The 16,507-nt window shown below is 58.2% G+C and carries 16 protein-coding genes and 1 pseudogene; 14 read left to right on the top strand and 3 right to left on the bottom strand.

Annotation, left to right across the window (positions count from 1 at the left end; all coding sequences use genetic code 11):
* Positions 1–65 precede the first annotated feature (65 nt).
* From HY011_13925 to HY011_13880, 10 genes are all read left to right on the top strand, one after another.
* Positions 66–1,286, top strand: coding sequence for a 5-(carboxyamino)imidazole ribonucleotide synthase (locus tag HY011_13925; protein ID MBI3424028.1), 1,221 nt, complete (start codon positions 66–68; stop codon positions 1,284–1,286).
* A gap of 261 nt (positions 1,287–1,547) precedes the next feature.
* The gene (lpdA, locus tag HY011_13920; GenBank protein MBI3424027.1) at positions 1,548–2,948 is read left to right on the top strand and encodes a dihydrolipoyl dehydrogenase; all 1,401 of its coding nucleotides are present in this window, start codon (positions 1,548–1,550) and stop codon (positions 2,946–2,948) included.
* A 69-nt stretch (positions 2,949–3,017) separates the two neighbouring features.
* On the top strand, positions 3,018–3,272 hold the full coding sequence (locus HY011_13915) for a hypothetical protein (protein ID MBI3424026.1): 255 nt from the start codon (positions 3,018–3,020) through the stop codon (positions 3,270–3,272).
* A complete protein-coding gene (locus tag HY011_13910) occupies positions 3,272–3,676 on the top strand; it encodes a PIN domain-containing protein (protein ID MBI3424025.1) in 405 nt (134 codons plus the stop codon). Before HY011_13915 ends, HY011_13910 begins: the two co-directional genes overlap by 1 nt.
* Positions 3,677–3,872: 196 nt before the next feature.
* Positions 3,873–5,300 (top strand): 2-oxoglutarate dehydrogenase, E2 component, dihydrolipoamide succinyltransferase, encoded by a 1,428-nt coding sequence (gene sucB / locus HY011_13905; GenBank protein ID MBI3424024.1) that lies wholly within the window; start codon positions 3,873–3,875, stop codon positions 5,298–5,300.
* Positions 5,301–5,435: 135 nt separating this feature from the next.
* Positions 5,436–6,122 carry a lipoyl(octanoyl) transferase LipB gene (gene lipB / locus HY011_13900; protein MBI3424023.1) on the top strand — a complete coding sequence of 229 codons (687 nt, stop codon included), beginning with the start codon at positions 5,436–5,438 and terminating at the stop codon, positions 6,120–6,122.
* A 16-nt stretch (positions 6,123–6,138) separates the two neighbouring features.
* A complete protein-coding gene (locus tag HY011_13895) occupies positions 6,139–7,626 on the top strand; it encodes a cation:dicarboxylase symporter family transporter (protein MBI3424022.1) in 1,488 nt (495 codons plus the stop codon).
* Positions 7,627–7,652: 26 nt separating this feature from the next.
* On the top strand, positions 7,653–9,767 hold the full coding sequence (locus HY011_13890) for a DPP IV N-terminal domain-containing protein (GenBank protein MBI3424021.1): 2,115 nt from the start codon (positions 7,653–7,655) through the stop codon (positions 9,765–9,767).
* Between the two features lie 188 nt (positions 9,768–9,955).
* Entirely contained in the window at positions 9,956–10,894 is a 939-nt protein-coding gene (lipA, locus tag HY011_13885; protein MBI3424020.1) for a lipoyl synthase, read from the top strand.
* Positions 10,895–10,900: 6 nt separating this feature from the next.
* Positions 10,901–11,152, top strand: coding sequence for a ferredoxin (locus HY011_13880; GenBank protein ID MBI3424019.1), 252 nt, complete (start codon positions 10,901–10,903; stop codon positions 11,150–11,152).
* Here the strand turns inward: HY011_13880 and HY011_13875 are convergent.
* Both HY011_13875 and HY011_13870 read right to left on the bottom strand, forming a co-directional pair.
* Positions 11,153–11,354 (bottom strand): annotated as a pseudogene (locus HY011_13875) (type II toxin-antitoxin system HicA family toxin). It lies immediately after the preceding gene.
* Between the two features lie 4 nt (positions 11,355–11,358).
* The gene (locus HY011_13870) at positions 11,359–11,568 is read right to left on the bottom strand and encodes a type II toxin-antitoxin system HicB family antitoxin (protein ID MBI3424018.1); all 210 of its coding nucleotides are present in this window, start codon (positions 11,566–11,568) and stop codon (positions 11,359–11,361) included.
* A gap of 147 nt (positions 11,569–11,715) precedes the next feature.
* On the opposite strand from HY011_13870, the gene HY011_13865 reads away from it, so the two are divergent.
* Entirely contained in the window at positions 11,716–13,062 is a 1,347-nt protein-coding gene (locus tag HY011_13865) for a PQQ-binding-like beta-propeller repeat protein (protein MBI3424017.1), read from the top strand.
* Between the two features lie 21 nt (positions 13,063–13,083).
* Here HY011_13865 and HY011_13860 read toward each other — a convergent pair whose 3' ends face one another.
* Entirely contained in the window at positions 13,084–14,430 is a 1,347-nt protein-coding gene (locus HY011_13860; protein MBI3424016.1) for a 1-acyl-sn-glycerol-3-phosphate acyltransferase, read from the bottom strand.
* A gap of 148 nt (positions 14,431–14,578) precedes the next feature.
* On the opposite strand from HY011_13860, the gene HY011_13855 reads away from it, so the two are divergent.
* From HY011_13855 to HY011_13845, 3 genes are all read left to right on the top strand, one after another.
* A complete protein-coding gene (locus HY011_13855; GenBank protein MBI3424015.1) occupies positions 14,579–15,019 on the top strand; it encodes a MarR family transcriptional regulator in 441 nt (146 codons plus the stop codon).
* Positions 15,020–15,092: 73 nt separating this feature from the next.
* Positions 15,093–15,539 carry a DoxX family protein gene (locus HY011_13850; GenBank protein ID MBI3424014.1) on the top strand — a complete coding sequence of 149 codons (447 nt, stop codon included), beginning with the start codon at positions 15,093–15,095 and terminating at the stop codon, positions 15,537–15,539.
* Between the two features lie 25 nt (positions 15,540–15,564).
* Positions 15,565–16,260: a pirin family protein gene (locus HY011_13845; GenBank protein MBI3424013.1), complete on the top strand. Its 696-nt coding sequence runs from the start codon at positions 15,565–15,567 to the stop codon at positions 16,258–16,260.
* Positions 16,261–16,507 lie beyond the last annotated feature (247 nt).

Here is a 16,507-nt window from a genome sequence, read left to right as displayed (position 1 = left end):
GGGCCGGGTTGGCGCAAATTCACGGCGCTGGCTCCCCTTGCCTTTGACAGCGGGCATCGCCCACAATGCGCCACCTCAATTACTCAAGACAAAGGCGGCATTGCAACGTGAAAACCAAGGCTGAGGTGATCATTCCGGGCGCCACCATCGGCGTGCTTGGCAGCGGCCAACTAGGGCGTATGTTCGCCATTGCGGCGCGCCGCATGGGCTACCGCGTGCATACCTTTTCGCCCGATACCGACACCCCAACAGGCCAGGTCGCCGATGTCGAGGTGACCGCGCCGTATGAAGATTTGGACGCAGTGCGCAAATTCGCCAGCCGCGTTAATGTCATCACTTTTGAATTCGAAAATGTGCCTTCCGCGACGGTGGCTGCCGCGGCGGAAATCGTACCGGTGCGGCCTGGCGGAGGAGTGCTGCACATCGCGCAGCACCGGTTGCGCGAAAAGACCTTTTTGCGCCGCCACGGGTTTCCCCTGACGCCTTTCAAGATGATTGCCTCGCTGGTGGATTTGCAAACCGGCTTGCGCGAATTCGGCTGTCCGGCGGTGCTCAAAACCGCGGGGTTCGGTTATGACGGCAAAGGACAGGTCAAACTCGGTTCGGTTTCAGAAGCCGCCACAGTTTGGGCCAAGGCGGGGCGGCAGGAATTGATTTTGGAAGCGCTGGTGGATTTTGCCGTGGAGCTTTCGGTCGTGGCGGCGCGTGGCAACGATGGCAGCTTTGCGCATTGGGGCGTGGTCGAAAATGAGCACCACCGCCATATTCTGGATGTTGCGATTGCGCCCGCGCGCGTGTCGCCAGCGGTCGCGGACGAAGCCCTCGAGATTACGCGCGCCGTGTTGGAAAAGCTGGATGTCGTGGGCGTGCTGTGCGTCGAGTTTTTCCTCACCAAGTCCGGCAAGTTGCTCATCAACGAATTGGCCCCGCGCCCGCACAATTCCGGCCATTTCACCTTTGACGCCAGCGTGACCAGCCAGTTTGAACAGCAACTGCGCGCGGTGTGCGGGTTGCCGCTCGGTTCGACCACGCTGCTGAAACCGGCCGCGATGGCGAATCTGCTGGGCGATTTGTGGCAGTTGGGCGAGCCGGATTGGGCGGCCGCCTGCGCCATGCCCGATGTCAAACTGCATCTGTATGGCAAAGTCGGGCCGAAGCCCGGACGCAAAATGGGGCACTTGACCGCGTTGGGCGAAACCGCCGATGAGGCCTTGAAATTGGTGCAACAGGCCCGCCTGGAACTAACGGCGCAGCATTTGCCGATTCGCCATCTGCCGATGGTTTGAAGCGATGTTGCGCGGCCTGCGGCTGGTTTAGCCAACCCCGCCGCCCTTTTGCAAAAACACTAACCGCCGCTTATTATCCCGGCCTTATTCCAGCAGTCATCGTTTTTGCATTTATTGAATTGGTCAACCGTGCAAGCAAATCACCGTCACAGCGCCGACAAGCAGAGCCGCGCACCGCAGACGCCGCGCTTGTCTGGGCCTTGGTGTGCCGTGGTCGCCGCGCACTGGTTTTTAGAAGCCTATTTTTAGAGAAGGAGCAGAATGGCAGAGCAATTTGATGTCACAGTGATTGGCGCGGGGCCGGGCGGCTATGTCGCCGCCATCCGCGCCGCGCAAGTCGGTTTGAAAACCGCCATCATCGAACGCGATAAAGACCTGGGCGGCACCTGCCTGTTGCGCGGCTGCATCCCCACCAAAGAGTTGCTGCATTCGGCGCACGTTTACGAACTCATCAAGGACCCGGCGGAATTCGGCGTCGAAGTCACCGGCGCAACGCTCAATTTCCCCGCCGTCATCAAGCGCAAGAACGCCATCGTTAGCAAACTTTCCAACGGCGTCGGCTTCCTGATGAAGAAGAACAAAATCACCGTCTTCAAAGGGCAGGGCAAGCTGGAAGGCAAAGGCCGCGTCACCGTCACCGACGACGCCGGGAAAGTCACGGACGTGCCAACCAAGAACGTCATCATCGCCACCGGTTCCGCCGTGCGCCTGCTGCCGGGTCTGACGATTCAGAATCCGCGCATCGTGACCAGCGATGAATTGCTCGACTTTCAGCACGTGCCAAAAAGCATGGTCGTGCTGGGCGCAGGCGCAGTCGGCGTCGAATTCGCCTCGGTCTTCAACCGCTTTGGCAGCGAAGTCACCGTCATCGAAATGCTCGACCGGCTTGTCCCGATTGAAGACGAAGAGACCTCGAAGGAATTGCAGCGCGCCTTCCGCAAACGCAAGATCAACACAATGGTCAGCACCAAGTTTGAAAGCTGCACGGTCAACGCCGATGACGTGACGATCAATTACACCGACAGCAAAGGCAAAGCCGGTTCGATCACGGCAGAAACATTGCTCGTCGCGATTGGCCGCCGTCCCGTCACCGATGGTCTAGGCCTGGAAAATACCAAGTGCGAAGTCGAGCGCGGCTACATCAAGGTGGACGAATACATGCGCACCGCCGAGCCGAATGTTTACGCCATCGGTGACGTAGTGCCTACGCCCTGGCTGGCGCACGTCGCCTCCAAAGAAGGCTGCCTGGCCGCAGAACATATTGCCGGACGCAACCCGCGTCCAATCAACTACAACCTGGTGCCGAATTGCACCTACTGCGAACCCGAAATCGGCAGCGTCGGCTTGACCGAAGCGAAGGCGAAGGCCGCAGGCCATGAAATCAAGATCGGCAAATTCCCCTTCTCGGCGCTGGGCAAAGCAATGATCCTGGGCGAGACCGAAGGCTTCATCAAAGTGATCGCCGACGCCAAGTATGATGAAGTGCTGGGCGTGCACATGATTGGCCCACACGCGACCGACCTGCTGGCCGAAGCCTGCGTGGCGATGGGCCTGGAAGCGACCGCCGAAGAGTTCGGCCACATCATGCACGCGCATCCGACGCTGAGCGAAGCGGTGATGGAAGCGGCGGAGGCAGTGCATGGGATGGCGACGAGCATTTAGTGCTAACATTGTTCGTAGCTGGCGCGCCTGCTGTGCGCCAGCCGGAATCAATGTTTGGAGGTAGTGGTTATGGCAGTCAAAACAGCGAAAGCGGGTAAAGCGGCGAAAGCGATTCGCCAAAACGGTCGGCCACCAGGGAAAAGAAAGCGGGCGAAAACAAAAGATGAGTCGGAGCTTGAGGCGCGCTTGTTGGCCGCTCTGAGTGATCCCCAGACCACGCCGATGATGAAAGCGTTAGCGCCCTTTTTGTTGGCACGGCTGGAGAGCGGTGAGCCATATCTGACGATTGAGCAAATTCAGGAGCAATTGGGGCGGCGAGCATAATGGCGCTGGTAACTTATCTGGATACAAATTGCCTGATTGCGCTTGCCGATGCAGAGCCGCGCCGCAAAGAAAAGGTGCTTGATTTGTTGGATGATCGGCGAAGAGCTTTCATTTACAGCCCGTTCACCACGCTCGAAACGCTCTCACTTGCAATTCACTATGGCAAGAAGGTGAAGGAGCAAGTCTTCCGTCAATACTTTAATCGGTGCCTTTTCATCTCCGATAACCTGAACTTAATTTTGCAAGAAGCGCAGCGACAGGCTGGGAACTATGGCATTGCGAGTGTGGACGCCTGTCATATCGCTGCTGCCGTCGTCGTTTCGGCGGCTGAATTTTATACCTTTGAAAAACCGACCAAGCCGATGTTTCGCACGCGCGAGATCAAGGTCTTCTCGTTATTGTGAACATCCGCGGGGGAATGCAATTATAACGATTTGCACTTGTATGCGACCTGACAAGGCGTAGGGCAGGTTCTCAACCTGCCCTACGCTGGCGGTGGCCGGGCAGGTTGAGAACCTGCCCTACGCTTACCCAACACGTTGCCCAGGTCGCACCCAACTGCAAATCGCTATAAGCGAATAAGCGAAAGAGGAAAAGCGAATGCCAACAGATGTCGTAATGCCCCAGATGGGCGAATCCATTGCTGAGGGAACAATCGTCAAATGGTTGAAGAAAGTCGGCGATACCATCGGGCGCGATGAACCGTTGCTCGAAGTTTCGACCGACAAGGTGGACACCGAAGTCCCTTCGCCCGCCGCCGGTGTGATTACCGAAATTCTGCATCAGGAAGGTGAGACCGTGGCGGTGAATGCCGTCCTGGCGCGTATCGGGGAAGCTGGCGCGGCTCCGGCAGAAGCGCCGCAGGCAGAACCGGCAGCGGCTGCGCCCGTAGTGCCCGGCAAGTCCGAGGTTGGCCCAGCCCGCGAAGAGCCGCTAATTGGCGGTGCGGAACCTGACGCTAAACCTCTTGCCCCACCTGCTATACCAGCAGCACCAGCGACGCCGGCTGCGCCACCTGCCGCACCGCCTGCTGCTGCGCCAGTTTCAGCTTCGGCGGAAGAACACGGCAAAGTTCGCTCGTCCCCGTTGGTGCGTAACATCGCGCGCGAACACGGCGTGAACCTGGGGCAAATAACGGGCACTGGCCAGGGCGGACGGGTGACCAAAGATGACATTTTGAATTTCATCGCGGCTGGTAAAACAGCCGCCGCGCCGGTCGCCGCGCCGGTCGCAGCCGCGCCCACACCCACGGCACCTGCGCCAATGGCTCCGCCGCCTGCGCCTGTGGCCGCGCCTTCCGTGCCCGCGTTCGCAACGGGTGACCGCGTGACGGTCGAGCCGATGAGCAATATGCGCAAGCGTATCGCCGAGAACATGCTCACGAGCCGCCGTACCTCGGCGCATGTGACGACGTTCTTCGAGGCCGACTTCACGAACATTGCGCGCTTGCGCGAGCGCGTCAAAAAGCAATTCGAGGCGCAAAACGGCACCAAGCTCACCTTCCTGCCGTTCGTCATCAAGGCGACGCTGGACGCGCTCAAGGCGCTGCCCATCATCAACGCTTCGGTGGATGGCGACAGCATCGCGTACAAACATGATTTCAATATCGGCATCGCCGTCGCGTTGGATTGGGGCCTGATCGTGCCGGTCATCAAGAACGCCGACATGCTGAGCATCACAGGCCTGGCGCGCGCCTCGCAAGACCTGGCCAATCGCGCCCGCGCCAAACAACTCAAACCTGACGAGATCAGCGGCGGGACGTTCTCGATCACCAACTTCGGTTTGTATGGCGGCTACACGGCGACGCCGATCATCAATCAGCCGCAGGTGGCGATTCTGGGCTTGGGCGGCATTCACAAGAAACCGTGGGTGGTCGAAACCCCGGATGGCGAGGCGCTGGCGATTCGGCACATCGGCGTGCTGAGCCTGTCGTTCGATCATCGCATCATTGATGGCGCGGTGGGCGATCAGTTCCTCGCGCACATCAAGAAGACCATTGAGACGACTGATTTCTCGGCGTTGCTGTAAGCTGCGCAGCGGTGATACACAGTACGGGGAGCGTGAGCGACCTGAGCCTTGGCATTTGAAGTATTGAAGGGAAACCTGGTCGCTTAACGTGAAGGCGCAGGTCGCTCACGCTCCCCGTACTGTATGCTGGTTTCAATGCGAAGTTGTGAAGCGCGTTATCTAGGGCGAGTGAGTTACACCGAAGCTTTGGCGTTGCAGCAAACCTTGCACGAGGCGCGCAAACGCGACGAGGCGCCCGACACGCTTTTACTGGTCGAACATCCACCCGTCATCACACTCGGACGCGGAGCCAACAAAGCGAATGTGCTGGCTGATGAAGCCACGCGGCAACGGTTCGGCGTCGAACTCTTTGAAACCGGGCGCGGCGGCGATGTGACTTATCACGGCCCCGGTCAGTTGGTCGGCTATCCGATCATGAACCTCGCGCCCGACCGGCAGGATGTGCGGCGTTACGTGCAAGACCTGCAAGAAGTCCTGGTCAGAACCGCGCGTGATTTTGGCGTAGCAGCGGAACCGCGCGGCGGCGCATTCGTCGGCGTTTGGGTCGGCAAGGAAAAGCTCGCGGCCATTGGCATTCGCATTTCGCGTTGGGTCACGCTGCACGGCTTCGCCTTCAACGTGACGACAGATTTAAGCTACTTTCAATTGATCGTGCCGTGCGGGATCAAATCACATGGGGCTGATGGCGGACACGGCGTGACATCACTCCAACAACTCACCGGCAAGCAGTTCGCATTACAGGAAGTCGCCGCCAGCGTCACCACGCATTTCGGCGAAGTATTCAACCGCTCTATGTTCGTTGCGGGCATTTCACGCAACTGATCGCACGACAAAAGCTATGCGTAAACTCTCGCTCACCCAACAGATTTTCATCGGACTCGTCATTGGCATTGTCATCGGCTACCTGATTCATCGTTCTGATCGCGCCCCTGCCTTGCAGCAACAGATGGCCGAAGCGGTCAGCCGTCTCGACGCCGAGCCACAAACCAAAGCGGATTTATTGGTGGCGGTCAATCGCGCCGACACACCCGCGAAGGCCACTGAGTTAGTCGAAAAGGTCAATAAAGCCAGCCTGCCCACGTCAGTCAAAGAGCAGGTGCTGGCTTCGGCCAAAGAGCTTGAAGAAGCCCACAAGAGCAAAGACAACCTGATTCAATGGGTGCGCGTTTTGAGTCGCATCTTTCTGAGCTTGATCAAAATGCTGATCGCGCCGCTGATTTTCTCGACATTGGTCGTGGGCATCGCGGGCGCGGGCGACATGCGCAAGGTTGGACGCATCGGCGTGAAAGCGATGATTTATTTTACCTGCGCGACGTTGCTGGCGCTGGTCATCGGTCTCATTGCGGTCAACCTCACCAAACCCGGGAAGGGCATCAATCTGCCCAGCGAACAAAGCGCCGAAGCCAAAGAAATCGCCGCGAATGCCAGCAAGATGACGCCGCAAAACCACCTCGTGAATATCTTTCCGACCAGCCTGATTAAATCTATGGCCGACAACGACGTGCTGCAAATCGTCGTCTTCAGCCTGATTTTTGCGGTGGCGTTGGCGGGCATCGGCGAAAAGGGCAGGCCGATGCTGCAATTTTGCGAATCGCTCTCTGAGACGATGTTCAAGTTCACCAATTACGTGATGAAATTCGCGCCGTGGGGGGTCGGCGCCGCCATCGCGGTCACGGTTGGCGGCAAAGGCTTGTGGGTTTTGTGGAATCTCGCCAAGCTGATCCTCACGCTCTATGGCGCGCTGGCCGCCTTCATCCTGCTGGTGCTGGTGCCGGTCGCCTTTATGATTCGCCTGCCCTTCAAGCGTTTCTTTCAACTGGTCGAAGAACCGGCGACGCTGGCGTTTGTGACAACTTCGAGCGAATCGGCGTTCCCCAAGGCGCTCGAAAACATGGAACGCCTGGGCGTGCCGCGCCGCATCGTGAGTTTCATTTTGCCGTTGGGCTATAGCTTTAACCTGGATGGCTCGACGTTGTACCTCTCGCTGGCCGCGATGTTCGTCGCGCAGGCGGCCAACATACATCTTTCGGTCGGCCAGCAAATCACAATGTTGCTGACGCTGATGCTCTCGACCAAAGGCATCGCCGCCGTCCCGCGCGCCTCGCTGGTCGTGCTGGCCGGGACTCTCGCGCAATTCGGCCTGCCGCTCGAAGGCATCGCGTTGATCTTGGGCGTAGACGAATTTATGGACATGGCGCGCACGGCGACGAATGTGGTCGGCAATTGCCTGGCAACGGCGGTGGTGGCGCGTTGGGAAGGCGAGTTTAACGACGCTGGAAATGAGCTTGTCGCGCCCGTGGATGTGGCCGCAGTCAAGTTGCATTAACGGATAATTCCAAGGAGACCTGCACGATGAAAAACAAACTTGAATTGAACCGGCGCTTAGCCCTGGCGCTTTTGCTGGGGCTGCTTCCGCTGGCCGCGATTGCACAAGACCGGCTCAAAATGATGCCGGGTTACGAGCAGTACCAGAAGATGAGCCGCGAGATTCCCGGCTCAGTCAAATCCGGCGCGGTGCAAGCGACCTGGAAAGACGGCGGCAAGGCGCTGGAATACCGCAAGGATGGCAAGGCGCTGCGCTACGACATCGCAACGAAGCAGGTTTCTGAAGCGACTGGCCCCGCGACCAACGACGGCCCACAAGGCCGGGGCAGGTTTGGCGCAGGTGGCCCGGAGCGTGGCCGCCAATTCGATGCGGCCAATTCACCTGATGGCAAGCTCAAGGCGTTTTACCGCAATAACAATCTGTGGCTGAGCGCGCCAGATGGCGCGAAGGATGGCGCGAATGAGCAGGCGATCACGACCGAAGGCAATGCGCAGAAGCGGATCAAATTCGGCTCGGCCAGTTGGGTCTACGGCGAAGAGCTGAACCAGAACACCGCCATGTGGTGGTCGCCGGACGGCACGAAGCTGGCGTTTTATCGTTTCGACGAGAGCACCGTGCCCGATTACTTCTTGCAACTCGATCAAACCAAGCTGCAAAGCAAGATGGACATCGAGGCGTATCCCAAAGCCGGCGTCGCCAACCCGATTGTCGCGCTTTATGTGTATGACATCGCGTCCAAGAAAACCGTGGAGGTGGACGTGCGTGATGGCAAGCCCTTTGAGAATGGCGTGGTTGGTCATTATGTTTACGCCATTGAATGGTCGCCCGATGGCAGCGAGTTGCTGTTTAACCGCACCAATCGCCGCCAGAACATTCTCGAATTCACCGCCGCCAATCCAACGACGGGCAGGTGCCGCGTGATCGTGCGCGAAGAATGGCCCGCCAGTTGGGTCGAAAATCACCCCGAACATCGTTTCCTGAAAGACGGTAAACGCTTCATTTGGGAATCGGAACGCACAGGCTGGAAGAACTATTATCTGTACGACCTCGGCGGCAAGCTGCTCGCCACGCTGACCAACCATCAATTTGAAACCGCGCGCAGCGCGTTGCTGGACGAAGCCAACAACGCGCTCTTTTACACCGCGCGCAGCGGCGACAATCCGAACAAGCTGCAATTGCATCGTGTCGGCTTGGACGGCAAAGGCGACAAACGGCTGACCGACCCGTCGCTCAATCACACAGTGAGCATCGCGCCCGACGGCCAACATTTCGTAGACGTCGCGCAAACGCACGCCATCCCGCCGGTCACGCGTCTGCTGGATGCGGAGGGCAAAGTCATCGAAGATCTGGGGCAGAGCGATCTGAGCAAATTCAATCAGCTTGGCTTGAAGAAAAACGAAGTCTTCAAATTCAAAGCGGCGGATGGCGTGACCGATCTCTACGGCATCCTGAGCTTCCCGTCGAATTTCGATCCGAGCAAAAAGTACCCGCTGTTGGTCAGTGTTTACGCCGGCCCCGCGACCAACGGCGCGAATGAGAACTTTGCGCCGCCCATGCCGATGGTTGAGTACGGCTTCCTGATTGCGCGGCTCGATTCGCGCAGCGCCGCCGGACGTGGCAAACGTTTCCTCGATTCGATCTACGGCAAACTCGGCACAGTCGAGATTGACGATCAAGCGGCGGGTGTCAAGGCGCTGGCCGAACGTGCCTATGTTGATCGCAATCGCGTCGGCATCTTCGGCACGTCGTATGGTGGCTATGCTTCGGCGATGGCGATCTTGCGGCATCCTGATGTCTTCGCGGCGGCGTCTGCTTCTTCACCAGTGACCGCCTGGAATCACTACGACTCGATTTATACCGAGCGTTACATGTGGATTCCGCAGGAGAACAAAGAAGGTTACGAAGCGGGCAGCGCGATGAATTACGCCGACAAGTTGAAAGGCCGCTTGATGCTGTATTACGGCACAGCAGACAACAACGTGCATCCGAACAATTCGATGCAACTGATCGCGGCGCTGCAACGCGCGGGCAAGAGCTTCGACGTGCAGGTCGGCCCTGATCGCGGGCACTCCGGCATCAACACTGAACGGATGATGGAATTTTTCATCGAGAATCTGGTGCTGAAAACGGCGCAGCCTTGAGCCTTTCCCACGAAGCCATACAAAGAGCACGAAGAAAGGCAGAAACTTGCCACAGAGGCACAGAGGGACAGCGAACCTAAAAAAACAAAATCAATGCTTGTCTTCTCTCTGTGTCTCTGTGGCAAACGCCCTGTCTTCGTGTTTTCTTCGTGTTTTCTTCGTGTGGCTTCGTGGGCGATAATTTCATTATGGCATTACCCAAACAACGAGTTCCCAAACCGGAATGGCTGAAAATTCGGTTGCAAATGGGCGAAGACTATCAAACGGTCAATCGCCTGATGAACAGCCTCAACCTGAACACCGTCTGCCAGGAAGCGCGCTGTCCCAACATCTATGAATGCTGGTCGAATCGCACAGCGACTTTCATGATCGCGGGCGACACCTGCACGCGGCGCTGCGGTTTTTGCGCGGTCAGCAAAGGCGAACCCAAACCGCTGGATGTGAATGAACCGCAGCATGTGGCCGAGGCTGTCAAGACGCTCAACCTGCAACACGCCGTCATCACCGGCGTCAATCGCGATGACAAAGCTGATGGCGGCGCCGAACACTGGGTCGCCACGATTCGCGCCGTTCGCGCGGTCAATCCGCAATGCAAAATCGAAGTGCTGATTCCCGACTTCGAGGGCAATGACGCGGCGCTCGACCTTGTGCTCGACGCCCAGCCGGACGTGCTGAACCACAACACCGAAACCGTCCCGCATCTTTACAAACGTGTCCGCCCGCACGCCAAATACCACGAATGGACGATGAAGTTATTGCGCCGCGCCGCCGCACGCCGCGACGCCGAGCAACGCGGCATGCTCACCAAATCCGGCATCATGGCGGGCCTGGGCGAAACGACCGCAGAGATCATCGAAACGATGCGCGATTTGCGCGCGGTGGATTGCGACATCCTGACCATCGGCCAATACCTGCAACCCGCGCCGCAACGCTTGAAGGTCGAAAAGTTTTATCATCCCGCTGAGTTTGCCGAATTCAAACGGCTGGGCTTGGCGATGGGCTTCAAATACGTCGAATCCGGCCCGCTGGTGCGGTCGAGTTATCACGCGCACGAGCACAAACCGGAGAATGCCTACGTGGCGGCGGCGGTTGAATTGGGGCGACGCGCGTTGCCGGTGCTGCAATAGTTCTTTATGGCTCAACCTGCGTTACAACTTGCTCCGGTACCCGCCAAATTCGTTGAGAACGCACCGGGCCGCTATTCCGTCAACACCGAATGCATTGATTGCGATCTGTGCCGTCAAATCGCGCCTGCCAACTTTGTACGCGAGACGGCGCAAGGGCATTCCTACGTTGCCCACCAACCTGAGATTGCGCGCGAAGAGGCGCAGTGTCGGGAAGCATTGGAGGCGTGTCCGGTGGAGGCGATTGCGGTGACTTGCTGATTAGCGGAGGGCCAGAAACTCTTCGAGCGTCAAGCCGATGTCTCTGGTGATCTGGCGCAACAGCGCTGGCGAGATGTCGCGGCCTTTATGAAAGGGCACTGCGGAATTGTTTGTGAGAACCGCGTTGCCGCACTTAGATAAAGCCCAGCCTGCCTAAAATGGCCGTAACTTCCGCTGGTTTCAAAACAGGCGTATTGCTCATCTGGTTAGGCCACTAGCAAATTTTGTGTGCCGATGAACTCGGTTGCCAGTTGTGGTTCACCGTCTTCCAGCAACATCTCGACCACTTCGCGCAGATTCAGATTGAGTTCATCAAGGGTTTCGCCTTGTGAGTGCGCGCCTGGGAAGCCGGGGATATAGCCGACATACAACCCGGTGTCGGAGCATTTCTCGATGATGGCCGTATAAGTTTTCATAGCTTGCGTTCCGCTTGCGAGCCAACCAAATTCGGTCTCTCGCTGGCAGGTGAATGGACTAAAAGTTTTAGCGATGGGCGGAGTATAATCACCGCCACTGTTCACTGCAATTCGGACAAAACGCTACCCAGAACTGAGGATAACCCTATGCTATTGCGCTGTTGCTTAATTCTCGCTTTTTGCATCTCGTCGCTATTCGCCGTTTCGGCCTCTGACCGTTGGCCCCAATTTCGCGGCCCGCAATCCACTGGCGTCGCCGATGCCAAAGACGAAGCCAGCCTGCCCGACAAGTGGAGTACGACTGAAAATGTCGTTTGGAAGACGGATGTGCCCGGCACCGGTTGGTCATCGCCGATTGTCTGGGGCGGCAAGATTTTTCTGACTTCGGTTGTGAGTACCGGGCCGCAGGAAGCCGTCAAGAAGGGCTTGTATTTTGGCGGCGAACGGCCCGCGCCCAAAGACGACCATCGCTGGATGGTCTATTGCATAGACTTCAAAACCGGCAAGACGCTGTGGGAGCGCGAAGTCTTCAAGGCCGTGCCCGGCTTCTCGCGCCATTTGAAAAACAGCTACGCCTCGGAAACGCCTGTGACCGATGGCGAGCGTGTGTATGCGATGTTCGGCAATGTCGGCGTTTTCTGTTTCGACCTGAACGGCAAGCTGCTCTGGCAACAAAAGATTGAGCCGAAGCAAACACGCTTTGGCTGGGGCACCGCCGCTTCGCCCGTGGTGTACAAAGACAAGCTGTTCATGCTGAACGATAACGACGAATCGTCCTATCTGACGGCGCTCGACAAGCTGACGGGTAAGGAACTCTGGCGCGTAGATCGGGGCAAAGGCACGAATTGGGCGACGCCATACGTGTGGGAATCAGGCGCGCGCACCGAACTGATTGTGCCCGCCACGAAGCGCGTGGTTTCCTACGACCCAAATAACGGCAAGGAACTGTGGTGGTTCGGCGGGATGTCTTCCATTGCGATCCCGATGCCGTTTACCAAGTTCGGTCTGCTCTATGTTGCGTCGGGTTATGTAGGCGATCAGGTGCGACCGGTCTTTGCTATCAAGCCCGGGGCGAGCGGCGACATTTCGTTGAAAGAAGGTGAGACCAGCAATCAGTTTGTCGCCTGGTATCAGCGCCAGGCGGGACCGTATAACCCGTCGCCGATTATTTACGGCGACATCTACTACACGCTATTGGATCGCGGGTTTTTCACCGCGCACGATGCCAAGACCGGCAAGGAAGTTTATGGCCGCCAACGCATTGACGCCGAAGTGCCGGTGGGTGCGTTCACTTCGTCGCCGTGGGCCTACAACGGCAAGATTTTCTGCTTGAATGAAGACGGCGATACCTATGTGATTCAGGCGGGGCCGGAGTTCAAAGTCATCGGCAAGAATTCGCTGGACGAACTCTGCATGGCGACGCCCGCGATTGTGCGCGACAACCTGGTGATTCGCACGGCGTCGAAACTGTATCGCATCGGGAAGAAAGGGTAGGGAAGCGGCGAAGGGGCGAAGTCAATTCGTCCCTTCGCCCATTTTCCCTGTCGGGCCGTCAAGCGAGACATTGCCCGCACGGCGAATGTCGTAGGCAATCGAAGTAAAGGTTTGCAGATAGGCCAGCACGGCGACGGCCAGCGCCACAAAGGCCAGCAACGACAGACGCGAGGCCGCTGTCAGCGCAATTGCGATGGCCAGCACAGCCAACCCAATCAACACCGTCCAGCGGTAAAAGACCACGCGGTTACGCCAGCAAAAGAGCACGATGAAACTCAGCACCGCCGTCAGCGTGCCCAGCGGATGCGGCCACGCCAGCAACAAGGCCAGCGAAAAGTAGTAACTGACCACCAAGCCGCGCACGAACTTTTGCAGCGCGAAATAGTCTTCGTAAAAGAAAGGGAAGAAGGCCGCCAGCGCCGCCAGCGCGAGCCAGGCGTTACGTTCGCCTGCGGGCGTGACGATGGCGCGTGTGAGCGGATAATGCCAAAGCAAAATCAGCCAGATGGGCATCGAATTACGCAACCACTTCGCCGGCCGCGCTGGTTTGATCAGCGTCAGATCCGCCGCCAGATAAATGTAATAACACGCGACCGGCAACAGAATGTCGAAGCTGTGTGCATACAACGTGCCGCGCCGCCAGGCGACCAACACGGCGATGAACGCGGCCAGCAGCGGCGCCCATTCATATGTGCGGATGTTCGAGGGCGGTTGCGCGTACCAGCGTTCGATGTGTGCGGCGACTTGCAGTGCAGGGCGCAGCGAGCGGTTGATGCGCGCGGCAACCTGCTGCATCACTTGCTGATGAAACTCTTTGTCGGCGCGTCGCGCGGCGCATTCGGCGGCGTTCAGTTGCAGGGGCGCGTGAAAGCGCACGACCAGCTTGGCGGGTTTGGGCAGCAGCTTCCACTTCGGCCAGGCGCGCGAAGCCCCGCCAATAGTGATCGGCACGATGGGCGCGCCCGATTCAATGGCCAGCCGCGCGACCCCGGTGCGCAATTCGCCCATCGGCCCCGCTTCACTACGTTGGCCTTCGGGGAAGATGCCCAGCGCGTCGCCGCTGTTCAACACGCGCAAGGCTTGCTGGAAAGCGGCCTCGCCTTTGCCTTTGCGCAAATCCACGGGGAAGGCGCCGAGCGCGCGAATGAGCTGTCCCAGCACGGGAAGCTTGAAAAGCAAATCCCACGCCATGAACTGGATCGGACGTTCGACCGCCAACAACACGAGCAGCGGATCGAGATACGACGGATGATTGCCCGCGAGGATGACTGCGCCGTGTGGCGGCACGTTTTCGACGCCGTGGTATTCAACCGCAAAGAAGATGCGGAAGAGCGGATAGAGCGCCAGTTTGATGAATTTCAGCAGCATAGCGAGGGTGACTCCGAAAAATTGGTTGATTGAAACGCGCGGCATCTTAGTGCGGCGGCGGCGCGGCTGTACAGTCCGGCATTCAGTTGCGCGGTTGAATGTTTCCCAGTTGACAACCTGGCAGGTGCTGTGCATAATGCGCGGCGTGATGACGAAACAACGCGTAAAAATAACCCCGAGCATCGCCGAGCAGGCGCTGATCCGGCTGATGCGCGTGGGTGACCGGATGTGGCGCGCGTCGGATGAGCGGTTCGGCAAGTGGGGCCTGACAGATAACCACTACAACGTGCTGCGCATTTTGAATGGGGCGGCGGAACCGCTGTCGCAATCCGAAATCGGGCGGCAGATGCTTTCAACGCGGGCGAATGTGACGAAGGTGGTGGACGCCTTGGAGCAGAAAGGCTATGCGCAACGCCTCACTTGTGGCGACCGGCGTGTGAATCTGGTCGTGCTGACGGAGGCGGGCGCCAGGTTTTTGCAGGACACGTTGAGCGAAGTGATTGCGGCGGCCAACGCGGCGCTCAAACCGCTGACGCGGGAGGAACAGAAGACGTTGTTCCATTTGCTGGGCAAACTGCTCCACGAGTAGTTTTTTTGCCCCAATTGTCAACTGAGAAACAGTCTGCCGGGAAACGAATGGGCAGGCCGAAGGAGGGAAGAGTATGCTGCGAAAAATGTTGGCGACCACGAATGACATCTTGCCGTTGATCTTGCGGTTGACGCTGGGGCTGGTGATTTTGCCGCACGGCGCGCAAAAGCTTTTGGGTTTGTTTGGCGGCTATGGTTTCAGCGCGACCATGAAGGCGATGACCGGACAGGGCCTGCCCGCCGTCATTGTTTTCCTGGTGATTATGGCCGAATCGTTTGGCGCGCTGGGACTGATTACCGGCTTCCTGACGCGCTTCAGCGCTTTTGGCATTGGCTTAGTGATGCTAGGGGCCGTGGCGATGGTGCACGCCAAAAATGGCTTTTTTATGAATTGGATGGGGCAACCGCAAGGCGAAGGATTTGAATATCACCTGCTGGCCATCGGGTTGGCCGTGGCGTTGTTGATGCGTGGCGGTGGCGCGGCTTCGGTGGACGGCGAATTGCAAAAACGATTGTCGTAAGTTTGTCGAAAGAAGGAGGAACTGTATGCAGATCATCAGAGCGAACGAGCGGTTTCATTTGGAGAGTGATTGGTTGTCGGCCTATTGGCTGTTCAGTTTTGATCGGTACTACGATCCGGCCAATCTGAATTTCGGGCCCTTGCGCGTCTTCAATCACGACACGATCGCAGGTGGCGGCGGCTTCCCGACGCATCCGCATCGCGAGATGGAGATCGTCACTTACGTGCTGAGCGGCGAACTGGCGCACAAAGACAGCACGGGCGGACGCGGCCTGATTCGCGCGGGCGAAGTGCAGCGCATGACCGCCGGGACGGGCATCGCGCATTCCGAGTTGAATGCTTCGGAAACCGAGCCGGTGCGGCTGTTGCAAATCTGGCTATTGCCGGAGCAGGACGGATTAACGCCAGGATACGAACAGCGGCAATTCACAGAGGCCGAACGCGCGGGTAAGCTGTTGCCGATTGTGTCGGGGCAGGCTGCGCCGGGGGTTTTGAAGATTCATCAGGACACGACGTTTTATGTTTCGCGGTTAAGCGCGGGTGAGCAAGTGACGCATACATTGAAGCCGGGGCGGCGCGCGTTTCTTTATGTGATCGAAGGTGCTCTGACATTGAATGGCGAAGTGTTGAATACTGGCGATCAGGCGCGCCTCGTTGGTTTGGAAAATCTGTCGCTGGCGGCCACGCAAGCGAGCGAATTGATCTTGATTGATTTGCCGTAGGCGGTGGCGATCTTGCGGATCGGTCTCTGCCGGTTATGTTGCCCGCCGTGGGAGCGCTAGCGGCAGAGGCGCCAACCAGGCTTTTTAATTTGGGTTGTCTGGGCACGAAAGCCAGGCCTTGCCGTGAAAAGGAGGCAAGCAGGTTTTGCGCTTTTTTCGCTGCGGGGCTTGGCTTTCGCCATCAGCGGGGTTTGGTTTTGAAGGAAATCTGACTGAGGGGTCATTCAGTTTTGTTCGCTGTAACTGT

The organism is Acidobacteriota bacterium (genome assembly GCA_016196035.1).
GTDB lineage: Bacteria > Acidobacteriota > Blastocatellia > RBC074 > RBC074 > JACPYM01.
This window is presented reverse-complemented; position numbering and strand designations above follow the sequence as displayed.

Coding starts and splice junctions, on each gene's coding strand:
- HY011_13845 (MBI3424013.1), top strand. CDS start 15,565: ATGCAGATCATCAGAGCGAACGAGCGGTTTCATTTGGAGAGTGATTGG.
- lipA (MBI3424020.1), top strand. CDS start 9,956: ATGGCATTACCCAAACAACGAGTTCCCAAACCGGAATGGCTGAAAATT.
- lipB (MBI3424023.1), top strand. CDS start 5,436: ATGCGAAGTTGTGAAGCGCGTTATCTAGGGCGAGTGAGTTACACCGAA.
- HY011_13865 (MBI3424017.1), top strand. CDS start 11,716: ATGCTATTGCGCTGTTGCTTAATTCTCGCTTTTTGCATCTCGTCGCTA.
- lpdA (MBI3424027.1), top strand. CDS start 1,548: ATGGCAGAGCAATTTGATGTCACAGTGATTGGCGCGGGGCCGGGCGGC.
- HY011_13855 (MBI3424015.1), top strand. CDS start 14,579: ATGACGAAACAACGCGTAAAAATAACCCCGAGCATCGCCGAGCAGGCG.
- HY011_13915 (MBI3424026.1), top strand. CDS start 3,018: ATGGCAGTCAAAACAGCGAAAGCGGGTAAAGCGGCGAAAGCGATTCGC.
- sucB (MBI3424024.1), top strand. CDS start 3,873: ATGCCAACAGATGTCGTAATGCCCCAGATGGGCGAATCCATTGCTGAG.
- HY011_13870 (MBI3424018.1), bottom strand. CDS start 11,568: ATGAAAACTTATACGGCCATCATCGAGAAATGCTCCGACACCGGGTTG.
- HY011_13860 (MBI3424016.1), bottom strand. CDS start 14,430: ATGCTGCTGAAATTCATCAAACTGGCGCTCTATCCGCTCTTCCGCATC.
- HY011_13925 (MBI3424028.1), top strand. CDS start 66: ATGCGCCACCTCAATTACTCAAGACAAAGGCGGCATTGCAACGTGAAA.
- HY011_13850 (MBI3424014.1), top strand. CDS start 15,093: ATGCTGCGAAAAATGTTGGCGACCACGAATGACATCTTGCCGTTGATC.
- HY011_13880 (MBI3424019.1), top strand. CDS start 10,901: ATGGCTCAACCTGCGTTACAACTTGCTCCGGTACCCGCCAAATTCGTT.
- HY011_13895 (MBI3424022.1), top strand. CDS start 6,139: ATGCGTAAACTCTCGCTCACCCAACAGATTTTCATCGGACTCGTCATT.
- HY011_13910 (MBI3424025.1), top strand. CDS start 3,272: ATGGCGCTGGTAACTTATCTGGATACAAATTGCCTGATTGCGCTTGCC.
- HY011_13890 (MBI3424021.1), top strand. CDS start 7,653: ATGAAAAACAAACTTGAATTGAACCGGCGCTTAGCCCTGGCGCTTTTG.